This is a genomic window from Psychrobacter sp. WY6 (assembly GCF_018448495.1).
Classification (GTDB): domain Bacteria; phylum Pseudomonadota; class Gammaproteobacteria; order Pseudomonadales; family Moraxellaceae; genus Psychrobacter.
Window position 1 is genome coordinate 1,898,587 of the sequence record NZ_CP049902.1, and the last position, 26,093, is coordinate 1,924,679.

General features: G+C 42.1%; 15 protein-coding genes and 10 pseudogenes. 14 read left to right on the top strand and 11 right to left on the bottom strand.

The annotated features are described in order from the left end of the window. Positions 1–603 precede the first annotated feature (603 nt). The 4 genes and pseudogenes from G7Y90_RS09465 (at position 604) to dcd (ending at position 2,314) form a co-directional block, all read left to right on the top strand. Complete coding sequence (locus G7Y90_RS09465; protein WP_250162267.1) at positions 604–780, top strand: hypothetical protein; 177 nt, start codon at positions 604–606, stop codon at positions 778–780. Further along, complete coding sequence (locus tag G7Y90_RS09470) at positions 755–1,042, top strand: hypothetical protein (RefSeq protein WP_250162268.1); 288 nt, start codon at positions 755–757, stop codon at positions 1,040–1,042. The genes G7Y90_RS09465 and G7Y90_RS09470 overlap by 26 nt, the downstream gene beginning before the upstream one ends. A gap of 115 nt (positions 1,043–1,157) precedes the next feature. Then, on the top strand, positions 1,158–1,544 hold the full coding sequence (locus tag G7Y90_RS09475; RefSeq protein ID WP_250162269.1) for a DUF2804 family protein: 387 nt from the start codon (positions 1,158–1,160) through the stop codon (positions 1,542–1,544). 199 nt (positions 1,545–1,743) lie between these two features. Beyond that, a pseudogene (gene dcd / locus G7Y90_RS09480) lies at positions 1,744–2,314 on the top strand (dCTP deaminase). 107 nt (positions 2,315–2,421) lie between these two features. Here the strand turns inward: dcd and G7Y90_RS09485 are convergent. From G7Y90_RS09485 to G7Y90_RS09510, 6 genes and pseudogenes are all read right to left on the bottom strand, one after another. Beyond that, positions 2,422–2,858 (bottom strand): annotated as a pseudogene (locus G7Y90_RS09485) (ClpXP protease specificity-enhancing factor). A 252-nt stretch (positions 2,859–3,110) separates the two neighbouring features. Then, positions 3,111–3,724, bottom strand: a pseudogene (locus G7Y90_RS09490) (glutathione S-transferase N-terminal domain-containing protein). A gap of 192 nt (positions 3,725–3,916) precedes the next feature. Beyond that, a complete protein-coding gene (locus G7Y90_RS09495; protein WP_250162270.1) occupies positions 3,917–4,630 on the bottom strand; it encodes a cytochrome c1 in 714 nt (237 codons plus the stop codon). After that, positions 4,630–5,846, bottom strand: a pseudogene (locus G7Y90_RS09500) (cytochrome b). Before G7Y90_RS09500 ends, G7Y90_RS09495 begins: the two are co-directional and overlap by 1 nt. A gap of 1 nt (position 5,847) precedes the next feature. Further along, positions 5,848–6,428 (bottom strand): annotated as a pseudogene (gene petA, locus G7Y90_RS09505) (ubiquinol-cytochrome c reductase iron-sulfur subunit). 471 nt (positions 6,429–6,899) lie between these two features. Continuing rightward, a pseudogene (locus tag G7Y90_RS09510) lies at positions 6,900–8,825 on the bottom strand (ATP-binding cassette domain-containing protein). An 86-nt stretch (positions 8,826–8,911) separates the two neighbouring features. Between G7Y90_RS09510 and G7Y90_RS09515 the strand changes: the two are divergent. The 3 genes and pseudogenes from G7Y90_RS09515 to G7Y90_RS09525 all read left to right on the top strand — a co-directional run bounded on the left by G7Y90_RS09515 (position 8,912) and on the right by G7Y90_RS09525 (position 12,652). Next, positions 8,912–9,343 carry a SlyX family protein gene (locus G7Y90_RS09515; RefSeq protein WP_250162271.1) on the top strand — a complete coding sequence of 144 codons (432 nt, stop codon included), beginning with the start codon at positions 8,912–8,914 and terminating at the stop codon, positions 9,341–9,343. A 221-nt stretch (positions 9,344–9,564) separates the two neighbouring features. Further along, positions 9,565–10,757, top strand: a pseudogene (locus tag G7Y90_RS09520) (OmpP1/FadL family transporter). A gap of 392 nt (positions 10,758–11,149) precedes the next feature. Beyond that, a pseudogene (locus G7Y90_RS09525) lies at positions 11,150–12,652 on the top strand (outer membrane protein transport protein). A 764-nt stretch (positions 12,653–13,416) separates the two neighbouring features. Here G7Y90_RS09525 and putP read toward each other — a convergent pair. Both putP and G7Y90_RS09535 read right to left on the bottom strand, forming a co-directional pair. After that, positions 13,417–14,913 carry a sodium/proline symporter PutP gene (gene putP, locus G7Y90_RS09530; protein WP_250162272.1) on the bottom strand — a complete coding sequence of 499 codons (1,497 nt, stop codon included), beginning with the start codon at positions 14,911–14,913 and terminating at the stop codon, positions 13,417–13,419. Positions 14,914–15,390: 477 nt separating this feature from the next. Continuing rightward, positions 15,391–16,263, bottom strand: a complete 873-nt coding sequence (locus G7Y90_RS09535) for a LysR family transcriptional regulator (RefSeq protein ID WP_045446822.1) — start codon at positions 16,261–16,263, stop codon at positions 15,391–15,393. A 476-nt stretch (positions 16,264–16,739) separates the two neighbouring features. Here G7Y90_RS09535 and leuC point away from each other — a divergent pair, with 476 nt between their 5' ends. The 7 genes and pseudogenes from leuC (at position 16,740) to G7Y90_RS09570 (ending at position 23,300) form a co-directional block, all read left to right on the top strand. Then, positions 16,740–18,158 (top strand): 3-isopropylmalate dehydratase large subunit, encoded by a 1,419-nt coding sequence (gene leuC / locus G7Y90_RS09540; RefSeq protein ID WP_201559757.1) that lies wholly within the window; start codon positions 16,740–16,742, stop codon positions 18,156–18,158. A 25-nt stretch (positions 18,159–18,183) separates the two neighbouring features. Continuing rightward, positions 18,184–18,441 (top strand): hypothetical protein, encoded by a 258-nt coding sequence (locus G7Y90_RS09545; protein WP_250162273.1) that lies wholly within the window; start codon positions 18,184–18,186, stop codon positions 18,439–18,441. Between the two features lie 247 nt (positions 18,442–18,688). After that, entirely contained in the window at positions 18,689–19,339 is a 651-nt protein-coding gene (gene leuD, locus G7Y90_RS09550) for a 3-isopropylmalate dehydratase small subunit (protein WP_201559759.1), read from the top strand. Between the two features lie 141 nt (positions 19,340–19,480). Next, positions 19,481–20,242, top strand: a complete 762-nt coding sequence (locus tag G7Y90_RS09555; RefSeq protein WP_198329721.1) for a hypothetical protein — start codon at positions 19,481–19,483, stop codon at positions 20,240–20,242. Positions 20,243–20,552: 310 nt separating this feature from the next. Beyond that, positions 20,553–21,654, top strand: a pseudogene (gene leuB / locus G7Y90_RS09560) (3-isopropylmalate dehydrogenase). 450 nt (positions 21,655–22,104) lie between these two features. Then, positions 22,105–22,980, top strand: coding sequence for a peptidoglycan-binding domain-containing protein (locus G7Y90_RS09565; RefSeq protein WP_250162274.1), 876 nt, complete (start codon positions 22,105–22,107; stop codon positions 22,978–22,980). After that, a complete protein-coding gene (locus tag G7Y90_RS09570) occupies positions 22,953–23,300 on the top strand; it encodes a L,D-transpeptidase (RefSeq protein ID WP_250163959.1) in 348 nt (115 codons plus the stop codon). The genes G7Y90_RS09565 and G7Y90_RS09570 overlap by 28 nt, the downstream gene beginning before the upstream one ends. 304 nt (positions 23,301–23,604) lie before the next feature. On the opposite strand, the gene infA is transcribed toward G7Y90_RS09570, so the two are convergent. The 3 genes and pseudogenes from infA to G7Y90_RS09585 form a co-directional block, all read right to left on the bottom strand. Continuing rightward, positions 23,605–23,826: a translation initiation factor IF-1 gene (gene infA / locus G7Y90_RS09575; protein WP_045446828.1), complete on the bottom strand. Its 222-nt coding sequence runs from the start codon at positions 23,824–23,826 to the stop codon at positions 23,605–23,607. A 121-nt stretch (positions 23,827–23,947) separates the two neighbouring features. Then, positions 23,948–24,732, bottom strand: a pseudogene (truA, locus tag G7Y90_RS09580) (tRNA pseudouridine(38-40) synthase TruA). Positions 24,733–24,842: 110 nt separating this feature from the next. Next, on the bottom strand, positions 24,843–25,928 hold the full coding sequence (locus tag G7Y90_RS09585; RefSeq protein ID WP_198329822.1) for an asparaginase: 1,086 nt from the start codon (positions 25,926–25,928) through the stop codon (positions 24,843–24,845). Positions 25,929–26,093: the final 165 nt, after the last annotated feature.

The following is a 26,093-nucleotide window of genomic DNA, read 5'->3' on the forward strand; positions in this document are numbered from 1 at the left end:
TGCTTTTATCTTTAAAAAGGGAATATGTGAGCTTATCGATTTATCAAGGTCATTTAGATAGTATTCCCAAAAAGTATAGGTGACTGAAATTATTCCGTTCGCCGATATATGTGATTGAGCTCTCAAACAATCAAGTGATTGCCGTTTGCTACTATAAAGATGGGAGTAGTAAACGCCATCAGTCAACGCCGACTTTAGCAATCGCCGCATGGTGATTGCTGACTTTAACAAATTCTCACAGGCATTAACTGACCTCTTACTTAAGTTTCCGAGACATTTCTTATGGATGAGCGCGATAGCCGCTACCGATGTGACAGAAACACTGGCAGATGGATTGACCAGTATTGAAGTTAAGCTGATAACGGAAGCGTTTTTTGGGGTTCTGCGAAGGCAAAAGAAAAACTGTACATACTGCCGTGAGTTATCAAGGAAAAATAGTACCTTTAGAAAAATTTGGCTAGGATGCCTTAATCATGAATCAAAATCGCAATGACCAAAACCAACACACTTATCTACCAGCATTAAGCCAGTTGTGCTCGATGAGCTGATTAAAATGGTCAGCCTATTTTTGGTGTTTTTGCTCACGTTAAAAATATCAATTATTTGGACTATTACAGTCATCTTATTTCGCAAAAGGCGCTGCCAAACTGGCGCAAAGAGTTAAAAGCCAATCAATTTTGCTTTATTCAAATTATCCAGCCGCCTTATCGGGTTTGTCTGGCATTGGCAACGATTAAGTTGGCAACGAGTGCCTTTGTTTATCTTTATAACGATGAGTGAGACTGAGCAGCTAGAGGTTTGTGAAGCATTGCAGCCGTTAACGCGGCAAACACAGTTAGAAGGCGAGTGCTATCAAGGGCAAATGGCATTCATCCATAGTAGTCTCACATTAACATTGGACTTTACGCCTTCACAAATCGCAGTAGCATTGGACAGTAAACACATTACGCTTGATGCGACGCTACAGCGGCAAGCAGTGCCATTAGCAGTCTGCACACCAACGGGCAGCGCGGCTGGACCTTCACCCAAAAAGAACCGTTGACGGGTATATCTGGTTGTTTACTTATTAAATCCCATTCAAAATTTAACACTGATGCTCAAGCCAAACAAACTTTTCCAAAACGACTATCGCCAATCTCGATTGGACGCTTGGTTATATGCGTCACAAGACCAATTGGTTTTGGAGTTGTATCAATAGTTATTTGCCAGACGGTCGTCATTTTGTCCTAAATCTAGCGATGGGCGTCAATGAGACCGGTGTTAGCGAAAATGCGTGCTGGCTGGATGGGCAGATTTATTATTTACCGCCTGTGATGTTTGTTCGTGATGGTTTAAATTTGCCAGCTAATGAGCAAGATGATACTGCTAAAACCATAGATAATACGCGACAGCCTTGGCGCATCTATCATCAAAACCTAGGCTGGAGCAATGTTGATATTGACTTAACCTTCACGCCGATAACCGTTTATAAAAAGACGGATAACTTGGTGTGGCCAGTATATTTGAGCAATGGCTTGGCTTTTATAGTGGTGAGATTCGTCTAAAAGATGACGTGATTAAAATCGATAATAATGGGCTTAGCAGAAGATCATTTCGCAAAATGGTAGGCGGTTGTCGTATTGATTGTAGATTTATATTAAACGCAGGCAAGCCTATAAATTGAGCGCTCAATTCCGTATAATCGTCGCTATCAAAATACACTTCATATCGTAAATTTTATTTTATAGCTGCTAAGGAACAAAAATGTCTATCAAGTCTGACCGCTGGATTCGTAAAATGGCTGAAGAACACGGCATGATTGAGCCGTTTGAAGCGGGTCAAGTACGTTTTAATGATGCAGGCGAGCGTTTGGTTAGCTACGGTACGTCAAGCTATGGTTATGATGTACGCTGCGCGCCTGAATTTAAAGTTTTTACCAATGTTCATTCAGTGATTGTAGATCCAAAAAACTTTGATGAGAAAAGCTTTATTGATGTCATCGGTGACGAGTGCATTATTCCGCCAAACTCGTTTGCGCTAGCACGCACCATGGAATATTTCCGTATTCCACGTGATGTGTTGACGATCTGTCTTGGTAAGTCGACGTATGCCCGTTGCGGAATTATCGTCAACGTGACGCCGCTGGAGCCTGAGTGGGAAGGGCATGTGACTTTGGAATTTAGTAACACCACCAATCTACCAGCGCGTATTTACGCAGGCGAAGGAGTGGCACAAATGCTGTTTTTCCAAAGTGATGCTGATGACGTATGTGAAACCAGCTATAAAGATCGCGGCGTATCAAGGTCAACGCGGCGTGACATTGCCAAGAACCTAGTAATCTTATATGCTAACTGAAAGTGCACAATGATAAATCTTTTAGATTAATCACAAAAAGGCTGACCGTATATAATACGACCAGCCTTTTTTATACCGAAAAATTGACTATTTCAACACTTTTAAACCAGCTTTATTATCACGTTTGGCTTTAGGTGTCGCAGTAGGGCTCTTCTGTGAGCTTACTATCGCATCATCTTCAGGTTGATAGTTGTCATATTCATTGGGGTCAAAAACATCCCTTGCGAGTTTTCTTTCGCATAAATACCTAATACCGATGTCATTGGTACCCAAATCTCTTGTGACACGCCGCCAAAACGCGCACTAAAATGAATATAATCATTTTCCATACTCATATTACCAGTCGCACGGCTGGCGATATTCAATACGATACGACCATCTTGCACGTGTTCCCTTGGAATCTGTACGTTTTCGGCAGTGGCATCAACCATCAGGTAAGGCGTTAGTTGATTGTCTTCTATCCACTGATAAAGCGCGCGCACCATATAGGGACGTGTTGGGGTAATAGAGGTGGTTTCGCTCATCTAAGGGTTTCCTATACTGATAATTTGAATATAATACTTAAAGGTATTTTTTTGTTTTCTATTTTAAGACAGCGGTTAAGCATTGTCTAGGGTGTGTCCTACTCTTGCAAATGGTGATAAAAATTGCAGCCAAACAAGAAAATAGTACTGATAATATCGAAATATAAGCGAGTTATTTGACACAGTTTGACAAAGATTTAGTCATTTTTATCCCATTTAAGGTTTAATGCTCAGATTGAGAATACACCCTAATTAACGCACACTTTTTTGAAAGCTAGTACGTTCAAAGACCCGCTGTTGATAATCAAATAAGGGGCGACTAATTGCGCGTGGCAGCTCAATTCCCATTTCTTCAAGTCGCCATAACAAAGGTGCTAACAATACATCACACCAGCCAAAATCGTCTGCCATAAAGTAAGGCTTATGAGCAAACAGTGGTGACAAAGTAATCAAAGAATCGCTTAACTGTTTTTTCGCAATAGCAGCTTGTGCTTTATTAAAGCTATTAGGGTGCACGAGTAGACGCTTACCGAGTACCAGCCAATCATGCTGAATACGCCAAGCCAGCTGGCGAAATTGGGCACGCTCTTGCGGGTATCTGGCAGTAGCTTGTTTGTATGGTAACGCTCTTCAAGATACTCAAAGATAACATTGATCTCATACAGTGCGATTTCACGTTGTTGCAGAACAGGTAAGGTGTGATAGGGATTCAGCTCGGTTAAATCTTCAGGCCGTTCAGAGTGCAAGCGTGATAGATAATAGGCAAGCTTTTTTTCCTCAAGCAATAGGCGCACTACATGACTGTCGTAGCCGTCATCAGCGTATAAAATCAGCTGACTACTTGGAATGTCGTTCGCATCAATCATGAAAGCCTAATGTTAATAGTAAAGCCTATCATCGTAAACAAAGTTGCCCTGATTATCAAGGCAAGGTACGTAAACATTGCGGGTGAGCCTTGTTTTAAATAATGGTTCAGTGTTTTATGGTCTTTTAAGAGACAAAAAAGGCACTACCAGAGTAGTGCCTTTTTTTCGATAAAAATATTTTTTAATACTTAATTATTTTACATCTTTCCAGAATTCTTTGTTCAAGTAAACTGGAATGAGTAATACTAATAAGAATAAAATCACAAAGAAGCCAATCACTTGACGGTCATGACGGTTAGGCTCTGCCATCCACGCCATAAAGTTAACCAAATCACCCACTTCAGATTCAAACTCTTCAGCACTCAGCTCTTCTTGCATATTATGCAAGACATGAGGCATCGCCGCATTGGCAAGTACTAAGTTATTGGCACCCCAAGGACGGCTTGGGTCTTCATAAAACGATAACAGGTAAGTATATACCCAGTCATCGCCACGTAGTCTGGTTTCAAGTGATAAGTCTGGTGGTGCTGCGCCAAACCATGATGCTTGTACTTCAGGATCAATTTCAGCATTGATATGATCACCGATTTGATCGGTGGTGACCATCAAATACTTTTCGACCAACTCAGGTGGTATCTCTAAATCTTTAGCAATGCGCGAGTGACGAACATACTGTGCAGAGTGACAACCAGCACAGTAGTTCATAAAGATTTTCGCACCGTTTTGTAGCGAGCCCTTATTGGTAAAATCAATAGGAGCAGTACTACAAGCTAAGTGTTCTTCAACACCCTCAGCATTGGTGAATGTACCACATCCACCGCCACCAGCTGCCAGTGCAGTACCAGCCGTCAAGGTTAATGCCGCGCCTAAGCCTAGACCCGCTAGGGATTTAATTAGCGTGTTCATTAGTGACCTCCGGTAACGCGTTCTGGTGGCTGTTTACACTTCTCAATAGAGGTATAAATTGGCATCAGTAAGAAAAACAAGAAACAAACAGTGAAGATACGAGCCATCAATGTTGCTGTTGGTGTCGTTGGCGTCGCGCCTAAGTAACCTAAAACTAAGAAACTAATCGCAAACACGGTTAAAGCAATTTTAGATAAAATGCCTTTATAACGTATAGAGCGTACAGGCGATCTGTCTAGCCATGGTATCAAGAATAGTACGGCAATCGCACCACCCATCGCAATCACACCACCTAACTTGTCAGGAACCGCACGTAAAATGGCATAGAATGGCGTGTAATACCATACTGGTGCAATGTGTGCTGGCGTTTTCAATGAATTCGCTGTCTCAAAGTTTGGTGGCTCAAGGAAGAATCCGCCACCTTCTGGGAAGAAGAATACCACTGCAAAGAACAAGATAAAGAAGACCACGATACCAATCATATCATGCACTGTGTAGTACGGATGGAATTCAATACCATCTAAGGGCACACCATTTTTATCTTTTAGCTTCTTGATATCAATACCATCAGGGTTGTTCGAACCCACATGGTGTAGCGCTACAATATGCATGAATACTAAGCCCACAAGTACAAGCGGGATAGCAAACATGTAGAGCAAAGAAGCGGTTTAGGGTGATACCTGAGATAATATAATCACCACGTACCCATTCTGCAAGCCCATCACCAATCACAGGTAGAGCAGCAGGAAGGTTCAAGATAACCTGTGCACCCCAAAATGACATATTGCCCCAAGGAAGTAGGTAACCGAAGAAACCTTCTGCCATCAATGCTAAGTAAATACCCATACCGATGAGCCAAATAAGCTCACGTGGTTTCTGGTATGAACCATATAGCAGTGCTCTAAACATATGCAGATATACGACCACAAAGAACGCAGATGCGCCAGTTGAGTGCATATAACGGATGAGCCAACCACCTTTGACATCGCGCATGATGTATTCAACAGACGCAAATGCCCCTTCGGCACTTGGGTTGTACATCATGGTCCAAATACCTGTTACCAATTGGTTAACCAATACCACCATTGATAACACGCCAAAAAAGTACCAAAAGTTAAAGTTTTTGGTGCATAGTACTTTGACATATGGTATTCATAGGTTTCGGTCGCTGGAAAGCGTGCGTCCCCCAATGCATTAACTTTTTACCCATGCTCATATTAAGCCTCCCCAATCGTCAAGATGGTACCATCCATGTTGTAATCTGGGACAGGTAAGTTAAGCGGTGCAGGAACGCCACTATAAACGCGACCCGCCAAGTCATATTTAGACCCGTGGCATGGGCAGAAAAATCCGCCATACCAATCATTACCACCCAAGTCAGCCGCGCCAACATCAGGACGGTAGTTTTGCACAACCTAAATGTGTACAGACGCCTTCTACTACCAAGACTTCTGGCGAGATAGAGCGTTCTGGATTTTTACAGTATTCAGGTTGTAATGATGCATCAGATTCAGGGTCAGACAGTAAAGGTTTTACTGACGCTAAAGTCGCTAGCATGTCTTCTGTGCGTTTGACCACAAAAAGGGTTTACCGCGATATTTGACAACGATCATCTGTCCTGCTTCGATAGAACCAATGTCTTGGGTCACTGCAGCCCCTGCAGCCTCAGCTTAGCGCTTGGGTACCAAGAACGGACAAAAGGTGTTGCCACAGCAGCTACCCCAGCTGCACCAATCGCGGCAGTCGAGGCAATAAGAACTCTACGGCGTTGTACGTTAACGCCTTCGGCTTGGCTCATTAATACTTCCTCCAGGTGAATGAAATGGGATTATCCCACACTGGGTTTGTGGCTTAGAAAATGTACAATATCAAGCCACTTTGGCTGTGCCTAATTTTGCTAATTGTTGCTATTCTAAGCTATTTCGGTGATAAAATAAATTATTGCGTTAAAAATAAAGCAACCTTGATAGAACATACTCTAAGGTTGAATAGGAGAATTGATGCAAAATAGCTGCATTATCAATGTCTCACATAGATTTTTTGGCAAGGATTATAAGCGTGATGACCTTATAATTAATAAGGATATTTTGCAATAGCGAATGATACTCGAAATTAAGGTAATGTTCACTAACTTTCAGTACCTAACTACTATGTAAGTAGTCGTAAACCAATAATCACCGCTTTATAAAAACAAAACGGTGATTATTTCATTATTTTTCATATCTTATAAAACTCGAAGTTTTATAAAACATCGCTTCAGTCGCTAACGTTAGCTCTCAAGCGCACTCCAACGCTCAAGCTTATTCATCATCTCATCTTCAATCGTCAGTAGGCGCTCACTTGCGGCAGTCGCTGCATTAACGTCAGTGGTGAACCATGAGCCATCTGCTAGTTTTCTTGCAATTGCGCTTGTTCAGCTTCTAATGCAGCGATTTCTTTTGGCAAATTATCCAGTTCACGCTGTTCATTGAAATTGAGCTTTTTGGCAGATTTGTTAGGTTTTGCTGCGGTTGTCTTATTGGTAACTTTACTGGCAGTATTTGCATTATTGGCTGGTGCTCTAGCCGCGTGTGCGGCTTGCTCACGGTTTTTCTGTACCAAGTATTCTTGATAACCACCGACATACTCTTTGACGATACCTTTGCCGTCTTCATCTTGGTCAAATACCCAAGTAGAGGTAACGACATTGTCCATAAATGAGCGGTCATGGCTGATTAGCAAATTGTACCGCCAAAGCTGGCGACTGACTCTTCTAGTAGCTCAAGTGTCGCCATATCCAAGTCATTGGTTGGCTCATCGAGTACCAGAATGTTGGCAGGCTTTAATAGCTGCTTGGCAAGTAGCACGCGGTTACGCTCACCACCTGATAGTGCTTTGACAGGGGTACGCGCACGCTCTGGGGCAAATAAGAAATCTTGTAGATAGCTCATGATGTGTGTCTTACGACCGCCCACTTCGACGAAGTCTGAGCCTTCTGAGACGTTTTGCGCCACACTGGCTTCAAGGTCTAACTGATCGCGCAACTGGTCGAAGAAAGCGATTTTAAGGTTGGTACCTAACTCAACACTACCAGTCTTGGTGACTTCATCATCAGACATATCGAGTAGGGCTTTAATTAGTGTGGTTTTTCCCGCACCGTTGGGTCCAACAATACCGATTTATCACCGCGCATGATAGTCGTCGTAAAGTTATCAACCAATACGTTGCCATTATACTCAAGATGTAAGTTTTTGACTTTACAGACCAGCTTACCGCTTTTCTCGCCTTGACCCATGGTGATATTAACGTTACCGACTTGCTCACGGCGATCGCTACGCTCTTCACGCAGTGCTTTTAGCTCACGGACACGGCCTTCATTACGAGTACGGCGGGCTTTGATACCTTGGCGAATCCAAACTTCTTCTTGCGCCAGTTTTTATCAAAGTTGGCGTTATTTTTTTTTCAGCGAGTAACTGTAGCTCTTTTAGCTCTTGATAGCGTGCATAGCCACCTTCGCCTTGAGTGACGTCATAGCTGGTTAATTGACCACGATCTAGCTCAATGATGCGCGTCGATAGTTTGTTGACGAATGCTCTATCATGGGTGACAACAATGTTAGACCTTGCCAATCCAATAAAAAGCGCTCTAGCCATTCAATACTATCAACGTCTAAATGGTTGGTAGGCTCATCGAGCAGCAGTACATCAGGTTTGGTGACCAATGAGCGTGCTAGTAGTACACGGCGCTTACGACCACCTGATAATGAAGACAAATCATCATCTGGATCCAGCCCCATGGTTTTGATCAGGCGGGTGGCTTCTCGTTCTAAATCCCAACCGTGTACCGCATCGATATGCTGCAAATCGGCCATACGCTCGCAGGCATCCATGTCGCCATTGGCACATAAATCTGTTTGGGCATTGTAGTTGATAAGCAGCTCAGCCGTGCGGCTGCTACCACCCATAACGATGTCTAGGATACGTCCGCTTGTCTCGGGAACGTCTTGTTCTAGCATCGCAACGCGCACGCTGCTATTGATAATGACTTCGCCGCTATCAGGTTGCAAGGTACCGTTAATTAGCTTAAATAAGGTGGATTTGCCTTCGCCATTACGGCCAATTAAACAGACACGTTCACCTGCTTCAATAGCAAAATCAATGCCATCAAGAACAGGAGCGACGCCAAAAGCAAGGTGGATATCTTTTAAATGTATCAGAGAGAAGAAATCTTAAGCTTATATAATAGTGAGGTAGGGGTTGCTGCAAAATTGCGAGCAGTATAACATGCCATCACGTGACTGTAGTGAGCGTAAATGATTTTATCCGCACTATTTATGACTTTTGTTCAAGGCTGCTATTTTATAAAGAGCATCGTCGTCTAATTGCTACTTTTTATCGGTCATCGAGCCATTTTATTAATGAATCCTACCAGTCTTATGTTTATGATAATTCAGAGAAAAATATGAATCAATTTAATCCTAAAGATAAAGCTCAGAACGAGGCTTTATCTGTGCACACGGACCTACAAACGCAACAAGTCATTGATTTACAGATGAGTATGGCGCATCTAGAAATGACAGTAGAGCGACTCGATGAGGTAGTTGCGCGGCAAGATAAAGATATTCAGACATTACAACGACAGTTGCAGCTGATTTATAAACAAGTGGAAAGTCAGGATCCTGAAGGCGGCATTGCACCTTTTGATGTAATGGCAGAAAGACCCCCTCATTATTAATATCTGCAAAATTAATATCTGCAAAAACTGAATGGTTGAAAATTTATGACTATTATATTCGCATTGTGAAATACGGATACTGTTCAGTCATAATCAGGAAATAATGTGTTTTTGCAGTTGTTTTAATGTTCGAAAATCATTACTATCCTCCACCTCGGATGCTGCTTGCTTATTAAAATTAAGTAAAGTAGTAAAACAATGCGGACGTTTGGAGATACATAATGCGCGCAAATTTTCATTTGAAAACTCTCACAGTAGCTGTCGCTGCTCTTTCTATTGCTAGCGTTGCTAGTGCTGCTGGTCTTGATCGTTCAGGTCAAGATATCACTGCATTCTTACAAGATGGTACTTATGCTGAAGCTGTTTATACGTATATCGATGCTGATGTGACTGGTGAAGACGAATCAGGCAACAAAATTGATGACATCGCAGAAGACTATGACTTTTTCCGTTATGGTGTAAAAGCAGATATCAATGAAACCTTTAGTATTGGTATCTTATATGACGAGCCATTTGGCGCGGCTGCGGATTATAGCGGTAAAAATGACTTTGTATCTCATGAACCGAATCCTAATTTTGGTGGGCTCATACAACCAAACGGTGAAGAAACTAACGTAGAAGTACGTACTGAGAGCATTACTGGTATCCTGGGTGCAAAGCTTGGTATGAATAAAGAGTTTCAAGTGTACGGTGGTCCAGTAGCCCAACGTGTAAAAGCAGATGTAAAGTTGCGTGGCAAAGCTTACGGTTTAGCAGACGGTTACACTACGCATATTAGTGCTGACCAAGATTATGGTTGGTTAGCCGGTGTTGCTTACAGCAAGCCTGAAATTGCTTTACAAGCTGCGCTGACGTATCGTTCAGAAATTGACCATACTTTACCTATTTCAGAAAGCTTCCCAGCACTGGCTTTCCAACAAAAAATCCAAATAGAGCTGGTAAAATTGATATTACTACACCTGAATCTGTAAACTTTGATTTCCAAACGGGTATCAATCCGACGATGCTTGCGACTGCTAAAGTCCGTTGGGTACCATGGAGTGATTTTGCTATTGTTCCGCCTCTTTATAATGAAGCGAGTAACCTATCACTAGTAAGCTATGATGAAGATCAATGGCAAGTTGAACTAGGTCTCGCTAAGCGCATGACGCCAGCATTAGCAGTGACAGGTACTGTTGGTTGGGATAGTGGTGCTGGTAATCCTGTAACCTCACTAGGTCCTATTGAAGGCTATTACAGCGCTGGTTTGGGTGCCAAGTATAATGTGACAGAAAACTGGGCAGTATCAGCTGGTGGTAAATACTTATGGTTCGGTGATGCTGAAGGACAAATACCGAACAAAAATATTGTGAGTGATTTTGAAGACAACGATGGTTTTGCACTCGGCATGAAGCTTTCTTACCAAGCAAACTAATGTAATTTGCTAAATTATAAATCTATAGCCTAGATAATAAAAAGCGATCCTGATTGGGTCGCTTTTTTATGCCAGCGTGTTTAAGTTTAATAAGGAAGAGTGTTTTAGAATTATTAAATTATAACAGATAAGTATCTGCCTGCTATCTCTAAAAATACTGAGAGCAATTTAAAAAATATCAGAATGAAAAACTAGATATTAGTTTTGTACGTGTATCTTATTTGTACTGTCCAGTCATATTCGGGAAAAAGCACTTTAATTGTTGTTTTAGTGTCAAAAAGGCATTAGTATTCATCTCAGGACACGACTTTTATAATCATAAAGTTATGCGCAGCAATGCTAAATATTGATTATTTAAGTAGTAAAACAACAAGGACGTTTGGAGATACACAATGCGCAATACTTTTCATTTAAAAACCCTTGCAGTAGCAATTGCCGCTTTTTCTGTAGCTAGCGTAACCAATGCTGCTGGTCTTGACCGTTCAGGTCAGGATGTCACAGCCTTCCTCCAAGATGGCACCTATGCTGAAGCTGTTTACACCTATATCGATGCTGATGTTAGTGGTTATGATAATGGCCGTGTCGCTACCGATGATGCAGGTTATGTTCAAGGCAATAAGACTGGCGATATCGCTGAGTAGATTTCTTCCGTTATGGCGTAAAAGCGGATGTCAACGATACGTTTAGTGTCGGTATTTTATATGATGAGCCATTTGGTGCAGCAGCAGCTTACACTGGAGATAGTAACTTTACAGGTGCTCCAACTGCAGCAATAGATGGGCTTATCGCCTCACAACTAACGGAAAAGTTCCTGGGCAAACAATTACTAGCGCTGAAGGTCTCGATACATACGTTACAGGGGTTCAACAACAATTAGAGACGGGTAGAGAGCAAGTTAGACAAGCTGAAGCAGCCATTGCAGGAAACCCGGCTCTTGAACCAACGTCCCAGATTGATGCCGGTAAAGCACAAGTTGCAGCCGGTGAAGCACAGCTAGCTCCTTAGAAGGGTTAAATGGTTATGCTGCTGGCCTTGCTAATAATGAAGGCACGAACGTTGAAGTACGTTCTGAAAGTATCACGGCTATTTTAGGTGCCAAATTTGGTGCTAATAAAGAGTTCCAAGTTTATGGCGGCCCCGTTGCTCAGCGGATTCAAGCTGATGTCAAATTGCGTGGCAGTGCATATGGACCTGCCACTGGTTATACCTCACATATTAGTCCAGATCAAGACTATGGTTATATAGTAGGTGCATCATATAGCAAACCTGAAATTGCTTTAAAGGCGGCGTTGACCTATCGTTCAGAGATTGATCATAGTATGAAGATCGCTGAAACGTATCCGTTAGCAGGTTTATTAGCGGGTAACCCAGCAGAAGCCAGCCAAACTACGGCCATGGAAATCACTACACCGCAGTCAGTAAACTTTGATTTTCAAACGGGTATTAACCCAACAACCTTAGCCACTGCCAAAGTACGCTGGGTACCATGGAGCGACTTTTCTATTGTACCGCCGTTATATAATCAAGTAAGTAAAAACAACCCTACCTATGGTCCTGATGGATTAGCACTCGTAGAATATGATGATGATCAATGGCAAGTAGAGCTTGGTCTTGCCAAGCGTGTTGCGCCAGCACTTGCAATTAGCGGTACCGTTGGTTGGGATAGTGGTGCTGGCAACCCTGTCACTTCGTTAGGTCCTATCGAAGGCTATTACAGCGCTGGTTTGGGTGCAAAGTATAACGTGACAGAAAACTGGGCAGTATCAGCGGGCGGCAAATACTTATGGTTTGGTGATGCAAAAGGTCAGTTACCGACTAAGCAGATAGTTGGTGATTTCCAAGACAATGATGGATATATCTTCGGTGTGAAGTTGTCTTACCAAGACACTAAATAATACGCATATTTAGCAGTATCAATACATAAAAAAAAGCGATCCATGATGGGTCGCTTTTTTATCGGTGTTCGAAATAGAAGTTGATATAAAAGAACATTAAATCAACGACTTTAAAGTGTGCATAAAGGTTTTTAGCAAAATAATAAATTTATTTGACAGTTTTTTTAGATGATGTCTAAGACGGCAGTGATTGGTTTCTTGCCCGCAATTAAACGATATTTGCTTCAAACATAAATCACAACATCATTGAGTTATTACGATCATAAGTATATTTCAGCTGAAATATACGCTTCTTGAAACACACTTAAATCCAAGACTCATTGACCTCTCAGCGCTAATAGTATGTCTTCTTATAGATGATCTTATATCCTGATGACTCTATGGTGCTCGGTATTGTGCCAGCGCTAATGGATATCATAACCGCCATATCTCTAACTCTTTAGCCTCGCTGAGGTAGTTCTGCTTATCCATTTATCTTTGATATTTGAGGTGAATTATAAATTTATTCAGTAGTATATCTTACACTAACAAGTTAGATGATTAATGACATAGCATAAGTGGCTACAAGCGTGATGATTGAGTGAAAAGTTAACACCTGAATTATGAAATGTTATAGCGCTATTAGTTAAGTATGAGATCTCTAATAGAAATAACCATAGCTTACTTATGTACAAATGTCCTAGGTATTATATTTAATAGTCATCAATAAAAAACCTCGCCAATGATGGCGAGGTTTTTTTATAGTGATAATTATATCGATAAGCTTATTTATTTAAATTGAGTTCCATTTCTTTAAATTTCGCAGTAACAGAGGCTTTTGGACCGCCTGTCATGATACTTACCGCAAAAATGGCGATTGTACTTAAGATAAAGCCCGGAACGATAGCATATAACCAGCTATTGAGTGCCATGCCATTCATCTGGAAAGGACCGTAAATCCATAGGATAACCGTCAATGCACCGACGACCATACCAGCAACTGCACCGTTACGGTTCATACCGCGCCAGATTAGGCTGAAAATAACCAACGGTCCAAATGCGGCACCAAACCCTGCCCAAGCGTTAGAAACCAAATTCAATACTGAGCTTTCTGGATTAGAAGCCAGTAAAATGGCAACAACGGCGACAATGATTACGGAAATGCGGCCGACCAATACTTGACGCGCCTCAGGTGCATCTTGATCAAAAAAACACTTATAGACATCTTTAGTCAATGAGCTTGATACCACCAATAGCTGTGATGAGATGGTACTCATAATCGCAGCTAAAATTGCAGCTAATAAGAAGCCTGAAACCAATGGATGGAATAAAAACTGCGTAAATACTAAAAAGATGGTTTCAGGATCATCTAAAGTCATCGCTGTCTTTTGCACATACGCACGACCAGCAAAACCTGTCATCAGTGCCCCGATAAGGCTGACAATCATCCAGCTCATACCGATATTACGGGCAGTAGGGACATCTTTGACTGAGCGAATGGCCATAAAACGTACAATGATGTGTGGCTGACCAAAATAGCCTAAACCCCATGCCATTAATGACACAATACCAAGGATACTCATACCATTAGTAATGTTAAGCAAGCTTGGATCGATATTTCTAACCGCTTGAGTAGTGGCTGAAATACCACCCAGATCAGTGAAAGCGACGACAGGAACAATGACCATCGCAAACATGATGATACCCTGTACAAAGTCAGTCATCGAAACAGCTAAGAAACCACCGAATAACGTATAAGCAACGACAACGCCAGCGGTGACCCATAGACCAGTGCTATAAGAAAGATTGAGCGAGCTTTCGAAGAGTTTACCACCGCCTACTAGGCTTGCAGCAGTATAAACCGTGAAGAATAAAATGATAACCACGGCTGAGATAACACGCAGCATATGCGACTTATCTTCAAAGCGGTTGGCGAAATAATCGGGTAGAGTGATGGCATTGTCAGCCACTTCGGTATAAACGCGAAGGCGCGGTGCCACGATAAGGTAGTTTAAAAATGCACCAAGTGTCAAACCAAGTGCGATCCATATACTCACGACACCGTCAGCATACATATAGCCGGGCAAGCCAAGTAGTAACCAACCTGACATATCTGATGCACCTGCCGATAGTGCAGTGACTGCTGGACCTAAACTGCGTCCTCCTAACATATAGCCTTCAGTATCATTGGCTTGCTTAAAGTAAGCGTAAATGCCAATACCAATCATCACTAAAAAATAGGCGCCAAGTGATACCAGCACGCCACTAGAAACTCCGTTCATATAAATTGTCCTTAACCAACATGGTTGGCGGTAATTATTTTAACTATAAAGATTAAGTGTTATAAGACGATGTCCCAAACAATATCTAAAGACGAAAAAAGCCATTAAGTAGGACATAATGGCTTTTATTCAATATCTGCTGTTAGTTTTATATGATTGATGCTGTTCTAGGGCTAATACGAATTCGCAGTGCTTAGAGATCAATAAGAATGTCATATTACATCATATCGATTGCTCGCATTTGCGACTCATTTATCAGTATCGGCCACCTATATAACCAATCATTTAAAACCATTAAACCTACTGTTAACCATCATATATTACTCGAAGTGTTCAATATATGACTATCAGTGTTCTTATAGTAAATTTTTGTTATAAAAACAACGTCAAGCGTATTATAACGCATGAGGGTCGTAAATGCGAATAGCGTGCTTTTTATATCCCATAGCACGCTCTAATCCTCATTTAGCGAGAGTCTTATTCAATAGGTGCTAACAAGTCTAACAAAGCTGTAACGCTGCTAGATTGCGTCAATTTCGGATTGATAACCACACCCAAATAGCGCTGTAACTCTATATTGTCTGCCATATCGATACGTTCTAAATCTTGACTAATCATGGTTTGCGGTAATACAGACCATCCCAGACCAACAGAAACCAGCATGCGAATAGACTCAAGAGGATTGGTGCTCATCGTGGCATAGGGTTTCAGATTGTGCTTGGCGAATTCAGCCAAGGTAATTTGACTGGTAAAAGTATTGGCAGAGGGCAAGATAGCAGGGTAGCGCGCCAATTGCTCTAGTGTCACATTAGATTTGGTCGCTAAAGGCGATAGCGTACCTGTCATAAAGTAAAGAGGGTCTGACCATAGCGTATGATAGGTCAAGCGCTTATCATAAACGGGCGGCAGTGTTAAAAATGCTAATGATAAATCGCCATCGAGTACGGCTTTGTGCGCTTTTTCTGAATCAACAAAATGTACTTCTAGTTGTACGGCAGGATAAGCTTGGATAAAATGCTTAAGTACAGGCGCTAAATGGTGCAAGCCAATATGATGACTGGTACCGATCACTAATTTGCCAGATACGATATGCTGAGAGTGTTGCAGATTAATCTTAAAATTCTCATAATCTTCTAGCCAACGCTTGGCGTGCGGCAGCATTTCATTGGCTGCTTGGGTCGGTACAATGCCGCGTCCCACCGTATCAAACAAAGTAATGTTGAATTCATCTTCCAAATTTTTGATGCGTTTACTGACGGCAGGCTGTGTGATAAACAGTTTTTCTGCGGCACCTGAGATGCTGCCAGTGTGCATAACGGTAACGAATGTCGTCAAGTTTGTGGTGTTCAAACGGATGTCCTTAGCTACTTTGCGAGCTATAAATAAAAGTTGGCTGACCCAATCACAATGTATTAGAAATAAAAGTTTGCGTCTGGGCAAAAATCATCAATTATTATTATAGGATTAGCCTGCTATAATCACAAGACATCAAGGCGTATTGTGACATATTTATTCTATTAAATTGACTATTTGCAGCTCATCGCACGTTTTAAGTGCTGATAATGGTCATCAATGTAAAATCGCCAATATAAAAATATCGATTTTGATACAAGCGCTGCTGACGATGCCGCTGATGATAAAGTATCGCGACGTATAAAATTTTTACCATAGGCTATAGTCGAGTCAATTTAAAAGTAGTACAAGGCAACCGAGTGTAGATGTATATTAAATACTTCAAGCGAGGTTAACGCTGTAATAATTTTATAGTGGAATGACTATAAGCAAGTAAAAAAACCAGTAATTAGCAACCAATAAAGGATAGCAACATGGCAGGTCAAACGTTATATGACAAACTTTGGAATGCTCACGAAGTCACCAAGCGTGACGATGGTTCGAGCCTGATTTATATCGACCGCCATCTGTTGCATGAAGTGACCAGTCCGCAAGCATTTGAAGGCTTGGAGTTAGCCAATAGAGCACCGTGGCGCCTGTCGGCTAATATCGCCAGTCCTGACCATAACGTACCCACAGTCACTAAAGAGCGTTTAGAAGGCGTGCCTGGTATCAAGGACAAGGTATCACGCTTGCAGGTAGTGACATTGGATGAAAATTGCGCCAAATTTGATATCGCTGAGTTTACGATTAATGATGCTCGTCAAGGCATTTTACACGTCGTTGGCCCTGAGCAAGGTTTGGTGTTACCGGGTATGACGGTTGTTTGTGGTGATTCGCATACTGCTACTCATGGCGCGCTTGGCTGCTTAGCGCACGGTATCGGCACATCAGAGGTTGAGCATGTATTGGCAACGCAGTGCTTGATTCAGAAAAAATCAAAAAACATGCAAATTCGCGTCACTGGTAAGCTTGGTGCTGGCGTGACATCAAAAGACGTGGTACTTGCTATCATTGCCAAAATTGGCACGGCTGGCGGGACAGGGCATGCTATCGAATTTGCTGGGCAAGTATTTGAAGAGATGAGTATGGAAGGTCGCATGACCGTTTGTAACATGGCGATCGAAGCAGGTGCTCGCGTGGGTATGGTTGCAGTCGATGACACGACCATCGAGTACGTCAAAGGTCGTCCTTATGCGCCAACCTCTGAGCAATGGGCGCAAGCGGAATCTTACTGGCGTACCTTATATTCAGATGATGACGCGGTATTTGATACTGTTGTTGAGTTGGATGGTAGCCAAATAGCACCACAAGTCTCTTGGGGCACCTCTCCTGAAATGGTTGTCGATATCACTCAATCGGTACCAACACCTGATCAAGCCACTGATGAAGCACAAGAAGAAGGCTGGTTACGTGCTTATACCTATATGGGTTTAGACGCTGGGCAAAAGATTACCGATATCCAGCTTGATCGTATTTTTATTGGTTCATGTACCAATTCGCGTATTGAAGATTTGCGTGATGCCGCCGCAGTCATTAAAGGTCGTAAAGTCGCTGACAATATCAAAGAAGCCATCGTTGTGGCAGGTTCTGGGCAAGTGAAGTTGCAGGCTGAAGCAGAAGGCTTGGATGCCTTGTTTACTGAGGCTGGATTTGAGTGGCGTGAGCCGGGTTGTTCGATGTGTCTTGCCATGAATGCGGATAAGCTTGAGCCACAAGAGCATTGCGCTTCAACGTCTAACCGTAACTTTGAAGGCCGTCAGGGCAATGGTGGTCGTACCCATTTGGTCAGTCCAGCGATGGCCGCCGCCGCCGCATTGGCAGGTCACTTTGTCGATGTAAGAACGTTTTAACTTTGCATTTCTATAGAGCATAAAAATGAAAATGCTGTTTGTTTTATTTTGCTTATTGGGTAGCTCTCAGCTAGCGATGGCTCGTGATTACTGTAATGGAAGATTTGCCTATTGTGTCGATGTGCCAAATCAATTGATATGGTTGCCTGAGGCAGATAATGGTGATGGTCGTCATTTTAAGCTACCCAATTCTAATGCCACTATTTTGGTCTTTGGGAGTAATACACCAACTGTTTTCTTTTATACAGATAGTGATTATATAAAAGAGAAGCCATCGATATAAAACAGGCATGACAGTTACTTACGAGCTGTTAAAAGATAAAACCTATACAGCAAGCGGCTATAGAAAAGACGGTCAAGTTTTTATCATGTTATTAAGTTAAGGATGGTCAGGAAGCAGTATTACATCTGAATTATCCTGAAAGTGAAAAAACTAAAATGACAAGTATTGTTAAACAAATGGCACGCTCTTTTGAGATTCATTAGACCGTCAAAAAAATTTACGTTAGTAATCGATATTTTGAAAAACCATGCAAGCTTATAACACTCAAACGGGTATCGTTTGCCCATTAGATCGCGCAAACGTCGATACCGATCAAATTATTGCCAAGCAGTTTTTAAAATCCATTAAACGCACGGGCTTTGGCGTCAATTTGTTTGATGATTGGCGTTATCTCGACGAAGGCTATCCGGGTCAAGACAATAGCACCCGCGTTATCAATCCAGATTTTGTGCTAAATAAGCCGCGTTATCAAGGCGCGACTATTTTGCTGGCACGCCGCAACTTTGGTTGTGGTTCTAGTCGTGAGCATGCGCCTTGGGCGTTGTCTGAATATGGTTTTCGTACGGTGATCGCGCCAAGCTTTGCAGATATTTTTTATAACAACTGCTTTAAAAATGGCATGCTGCCAATCGTCTTGGATGAAGCCATTGTTGATACCTTGATGAAAGCAACGCTTGCCAATGAAGGCTATGAGCTAACTGCAGATCTTGAACGCCAAGTCGTCGTCACTTCGACAGGTGAAGAATATGCATTTGACGTAGATGCTTTTCGTAAACATTGCTTGTTAAATGGCCTTGATGATATTGGTTTAACCTTGCAGCAAAGCGATGCCATTAAAGATTATGAGCATAAGATGATGCAAAAAACACCATGGATATTTAATGATGTACGAGCATAAATCATGAATCTGCAAGCCATTACTTATAAAACTGCTGAACAGTAATAATGTAGCGTTGAGTTATGGCGGTGAACTGGCTAAAATGAAGGGTAGTTTTTTTACGATATTTTATTATTTCTCTCATAAATAGTAGCCGCCATTATGAATAAAAAACGTTATGCTTTATGGACAAGTACGGTTGTTGCCGCAAGCTTATTGTTGTCAGGCTGTCAGCTATTGACTGGGTATCAGAAAATAGATGAGGCAGAAAACGCTAAAGCATGGGCAGGTAAGATTCAACCGATTGCGGGTGAAGTCAATATTGCCTGTATAGGAACCTATCATTGTGAAATTGCACGGATAGATAAGACACGAGTGATAGGGGCTGATACGCATGAGCCTATCAATCCTGCCATGCTGGTCGCGATGAAAGATATGAGTGCAAATGGCAGAAGTCATACCAGCAGTCATACCAGCAATAAGCATGCACAAACATCAATGCACGCAAACTTAGATATGACACCACTCGCTCATAAAAATGAGATTAAAATTGTACCATTGTCTGCTTCAGGCATGCCGGGTCTAACCAATTATTATGCGCGAGTAAAACCTGCAAAACGCGAAGTACAGGTGAATTTCTATCCAGAAAACAATCTGGGCTATGTTGAGCGTTTTACTTTAATTCACGATTTTATTGACGCTGATACTTATCAATTACGGGCTTATCAGAAAAAGTCTAACGATAATTCTGGCAGTTTATTAGACACCGCTTCACCACAGCCGCTATGTGTTGATCTGTATCAAGGCAACACTGTACAGCGCCGCTTTTGTAAAGAGCTGTCTGCTGAGCACCAAGGAGAGTTTGTAGAAACTCGTATCGTGAAAGCATTGCCTGCATCATCGAAAGTAAAAGCCAAAGCTTAAAGCCTATTTGATTTTCGAAAATAGCAACTAGACCACGGTTTTTTGTGCTATTGAAGGCACTAAAAATCGTTTTTAGGAAAATATCGTAAATTTGTAGTATTAGGGCGAGTCCTCAATTCAATTGATTATCCTCTAAATGAGTTGAAAATGGCTAAATTTTGCCAAACATCGTTAAATAGCTTATCAATATCTCGATATTATTTGCGCTACTTTCCTTGTTTGACGGTAATTTATCTCATTTTTATCACCATTTTTAAAATGAGGGCATGCCCTAACATAAATAAAAAACTACCTACCCACAAGGATTAGCATGGCAACGATTTTAACATTAGCGGGCGATGGTATCGGTCCCGAAATCATGACTCAAGCTATTGACGTACTGAATGCGGTCAATAAGAAATTTGCGTTAGATTTGACACTTGAATCTGGATTGATTGGGGGTGGCCATTGACGCAACGGGCGAGCCCTTGCCAGATGAGACGCTAGACCGTGCCCGTGCAGCAGATGCGGTATTGTTAGGAGCGGTCGGTGGTCCTAAATGGGATGGTATTGAACGCAGCAAGCGCCCTGAACGTGGTTTACTTAAAATACGTGGTGAGCTTGGTTTGTTCGCTAATCTACGTGTGGCAAAGCTTTACCCGCAGTTGGTCAATGCGTCTAGTATCAAACCTGAAATTATTTCAGGCTTGGATTTGCTTATCGTTCGTGAGTTAACGGGTGGTATCTATTTTGGTGAGCCACGTGGAATCCGCACACTAGAGAATGGTGAACAGCAAGGCTACAACACCATGGTCTATAGCACAAGCGAGATTCAGCGTATCGGCAAAGTTGCTTTTGAATTGGCAAAAACGCGTGCGCAAGCAGCAGGCACAGCAGCGAAAGTCTGCTCAGTGGACAAAGCAAACGTATTAGAAGTCACCGAGCTGTGGAAGCAAACGATGACCCAAATGCAGCAAGCAGATTATAGCGACGTGGCGTTATCGCACATGTATGCTGACAATGCTTGTATGCAATTGATCAAGAATCCTAAGCAGTTTGATGTCATGGTGACAGGCAATATGTTCGGTGATATCTTGTCTGATGAAGCTGCTATGCTCACTGGATCTATCGGTATGTTGCCATCAGCCAGTCTTGATGAAGCAGGCAAAGGCATGTATGAGCCGTGTCATGGTTCAGCACCTGATATTGCTGGGCAGGACAAAGCCAACCCATTGGCGACTATTTTATCGGTTGCGATGATGCTGCGTTATACCTTTAAGCAAGAAGCAGCGGCACAAGCGATTGAGCAAGCAGTGAGTGATGTGCTTGATGACGGTTTGCGTACGCTGGATATCTTGGACAGTAGTGAAGCTGGATTGAAGCAAGTAGGGTGCCAAGAGATGGGTCAAGCAGTATTGGCTAAATTACTCTAGTCCCACTATAGTGATATAGATTAAATTTTCCCCTGTTTTATTTCGATAGGGAAAAATTCTAACCTTTATCATTTATCGTCGTTCTAAACCCATAGTTTGCTCAGCAAATTATGGGTTTTTTTTATGTTCATTATTGATCGCTTTCTAGCGGTAACACACTAAACCAGATAGTTGTAAAAAAGTACTTGTTTTAACAGAGACACCGCAGGACAAGGGCTTTATTAACATAAAGCTGTTATATGCTCACAAGGTAATATGGCACTATTAACAGCTTACAAACCACTAGAATCTTAGACTTTCACGTTATCAGACTTTCACGTTAGAAGAGAGCTGATGAAAAAGTGTTTGAGTAAAGTTGGGTAGTAAGGCGTTAAAACTCAAAATAACAAGCCTTGATGACAACATAACAAAATAAAACTTATTATTTTTATAAAAAATTAGGAGCATGAGGTGTATCAATTAAAAAAAATCAGCACGGCAGTAGCGATGATTGGTTTTTCTACGGCAGTTTTCATGGGGCAAAGCGTTGCAGCACCACTGGATAGTGTAAATGCTAACAATCAAGCAACGACCAATAACTCTGACAACCAAGCACCGACCAATAACGATGAAGCCAGTATTAGCAAAAATAATGCTAATAAGGCGAATGCTGCTGAAGAGGTCAGCCCTGTGACCAATGGCGTTAGCCAAAAGCTAGCACGTGATAGCAAAACCGCAAATGCTTCGAACAAATTTTTACCTACTATTAAGTATACGACAGACAATTTATCAGTTGCTGCGCAAAAGGTGAATAAGGCCACTTGGAAAGAGGGGATGAGTATCGACCGTGTCATCGGTACTAAATTGCAAGCCTTATTAAATTGGCATCACAATGGTGTAGGCCCTGTTGATGGTTATTGGGGCAAAAATACTCGCAAGGCCATGCAAGCGTTTCAACAAGCAAATGGTTTGGCAGTCACTGACACGCTAAACAACGAAACATGGCAAGCGCTGACAAAGAATGAAAAACTCACGGTGCAGCCAGTGTTGGTCAGCTATCAGATAACTGATGCGGATGTTAATATTAAAATGACAGAAATACCAGCTGGTGCTGAAGCCAAATCCAAACTTGAGGGATTGTATTACGAGAGCATCACGGAAGGGCTAGCAGAAAAATTCCATATTAGTGAAAGCTATCTCAAAGCGTTAAACCCTAAGGCTAGCTTTACGGCGGGTGAAACCATCACAGTTTATAATCCTGGCAATCCAAATACCAAGCCTGTCAGTCGAGTCGTTGCTGATAAAGCCACTGAAACGCTATATGCTATGATGATAAAGACAACTTAGTTGCCAGCTATCCGACCACAGTAGGTAGTACGGCAACACCGTCACCAACAGGGACGCATACGGTAGAGGTGAAGGTACATGAGCCTAATTATACTTATACTGCTAAAGACGGTAGCAAGTCTATTCTTCCACCTGGCCCTAATAATCCAGTGGGCTCGGTATGGATCGGGCTTAGTAAGCCTTCTTATGGTATTCATGGCTCACCAGATCCTGATCGTATCAGCCGTCAAGCTTCAGCGGGTTGTATACGCCTGACAAATTGGGATGCACTTGCTTTGCTAGGGGTGATCCAAAACGGTGCGACTGTCGAGTTTAAATAATGCCTCACTATTTCTTAATCATGCTACTTATTAATCATGATTTAAAAATTTGAAAGTAAGTCAACTCATAAAATTTAGACAAAAAAATACCGCTGAAATTTAGCGGTATTTTTTATGATAAAAACAAATAACTAAGACTGAATCACTAAAATATTGATAGGCAATAATGAGCAGGTTAGCATTTTCATTATTATTATCAGTTAAACCACCCAAGCGTCTATATCAGCTATCAGCGAAAAGAAGCCATTTAGCAACCAGCTGTATTTATATAAATGCTTTTATAACCATTTTAGTTTATAAGAAATTAGTTTTTGCCACGATAAGTAATACGACCTTTTGATAGGTCATAAGGTGTCATTTCGACCTTAACTTTATCACCTGTCAAGATACGGATATAATGCTTACGCATCTTACCTGAGATGTGAGCAATGATTTCGTGTCCGTTTTCTAAACGAACTCTAAACAGGGTATTCGGAAGGGTGTCAATGACTTCGCCTTCAAATTCAATAATATCGTCTTTTGCCATAGTTGGTATCAATCAATTAAAAATAAGCCCATATTATACGTAAGTTAGCGGATTAAAGCAATACAGCACTAGGTTTTTACTTGACAGCCTGTAATCGTTATGTATGCCAACTCCTATTTATTTAGTCAGGTAAATTTAGCCAAATGGGGGTTAAAGGAGCATTTGGCAGTCGTTGTTGAAAATGCTCAGGATAGTAAGCATTGATAAATATAGACCATCACCAGAGGCAGTAGGCGGTGCGATAGTACGATCTTTTTTGGCTAAAATATCTAAAAAGGCTTCCGGCTGCAACTCGTGGCGACCGATGGCATACAAGGTGCCCATTAAGTTACGAACCATATGATGCAAAAATCCATCTGCTTGAATATCAAAAACGATAAACTGACCATGGGCAAAGAGTCTTGCGTGACTGACTGAGCGTACCGGTTGATTAGACTGGCAAGCAGCGGCGCGGTAGCTACTAAAATCGTGAGTACCGACGATCTCAGCCGCCGCCAGTTGCATCGCTGCTAAATCGAGCGGTTCATAGATGTGAGTGACTTGGTGATTCAAAATAGCAGGGCGCTGTGCTTGATTCAGCGTGATGTAGCGATAGCGACGGGCAATGGCACCAAAACGCGCATGAAAGTCGTCAGGCATTGGTTGAATCCAGCGCAGGGCGATATCATCAGGCAATAGACTGTTTACTCCGCGCAGCCAGTTATGAGTAGGACGATAGGCACGTGTCGTAAAGTGGGCAATCATATTACTGGCATGGACGCTTGCATCGGTACGACCAGCCGCGACGACTTCTACCGCCTCATTTGCGACTTTACCGATAGCGGTTTCTAACGCTTCTTGTACGCCTAATACTTCTCGTTGTCGCTGCCAGCCATGATAGCGCGTGCCCAAGAACTCAATTGCAATGGCTAATGTATAGGTTGTGGGCGTTCAGCGTTGCTGCTGTTAATCTCGGACATGTTAATCTTGAATATTTTCGTATTGGCGCTTATAAAGTAAATATATTTAACGATAGTCTAACGTTTCTTAATAGTGGTGCCCGCCTGATTGACATTGTTCAACCAACGCTGTCTGCGCCGAGTGGGATTGTCATAACGCAGCAATAGCCATAATAATCGTGCATAGATAGCAGGAATCGTTAAGCGTCCGCCAGCAATCACATGATACTCATATTGCCAACTACCAGCCGCATAGCTGTCACTGACACCGCCAAATGGAGACTGGCTAGCGCATATCACCATGTGGCCATTTTTATAAGCAAGCTCTAGTGCCTCTGCTAGCGCTTGTGAATAAGGAACATTACCTGCGCCAAATCCTAATAGAATAATGCCACATGGCGGCTGTGATAATAACGCCTGTAGCTGGCTAGTCATTACCTCAGTGTCGTTTGGCAAGCAATATAAAGCATGAATGCGTGCTTGCTCAGCTCGAGATTCGATATGGTTAATCATTGCTTGCTGATCATCGAGCCAATGCTGGCGGCGGGTATCCGGTAATTTTTTGATATAACTATTGGCAGGATAGGAGGCTCTGGAGTGACCCGCAAATGCCATCAAATCATGGCTATGAATTTTTTGTACCGTTTGCGCAGGCCAAGACTCACCGCCAAAAGCAATCTTCACACCCGACTCACCAGCAGCAGCCAGTTTTAGTGAATCGCTGAGGTTATCCCATGCGTCGCTATGGTCATCGATATCATAGGAATGTATCACCTCGCTGTCTAACAGTGGGCGCATACTACCAGTGACGACTATACAAATATCACTGCCAGCAAACGCTTCTGCTAAAAACGCACCCAAATAACTCAAAGTATCTGTACCAGTGATGAGCACAAAACGCCTGTCGCCTTGTGCATAGGCTGCTAGCAAAAGCTGATAAAAATGTACAAAGTCGTTAGGGGTAAGTTGGCTACTGTCTTTAATTAAGGTGTTATCCAGCCATGAGATTTGAGGCAAGTGGTTAGCGTTATCTTGGTCAGTCAATAGCTTTTGTAAAGTCGGTAAGAATGCTTCTGCTGATAACGGTGCTAAGGGTCGTCCATAGCTACCAAAAGTACCGCCAGCATAAATGATTTTGACAGGATTGGATAATGTATTTGTCATAGCAGAAAATGGCATAGTATGAGCCGTAATAAAGAAGTATGTGATAAAAAAGGAGTTTAAGGTTGGATGCTAATAGCGCTCAGTAATAATAAATAGTATAAAGGTTAAATGCAAAAAAAATCAGCAAGTATTCTTAGTGTTATAGAATACTTGCTGACCAAAGAA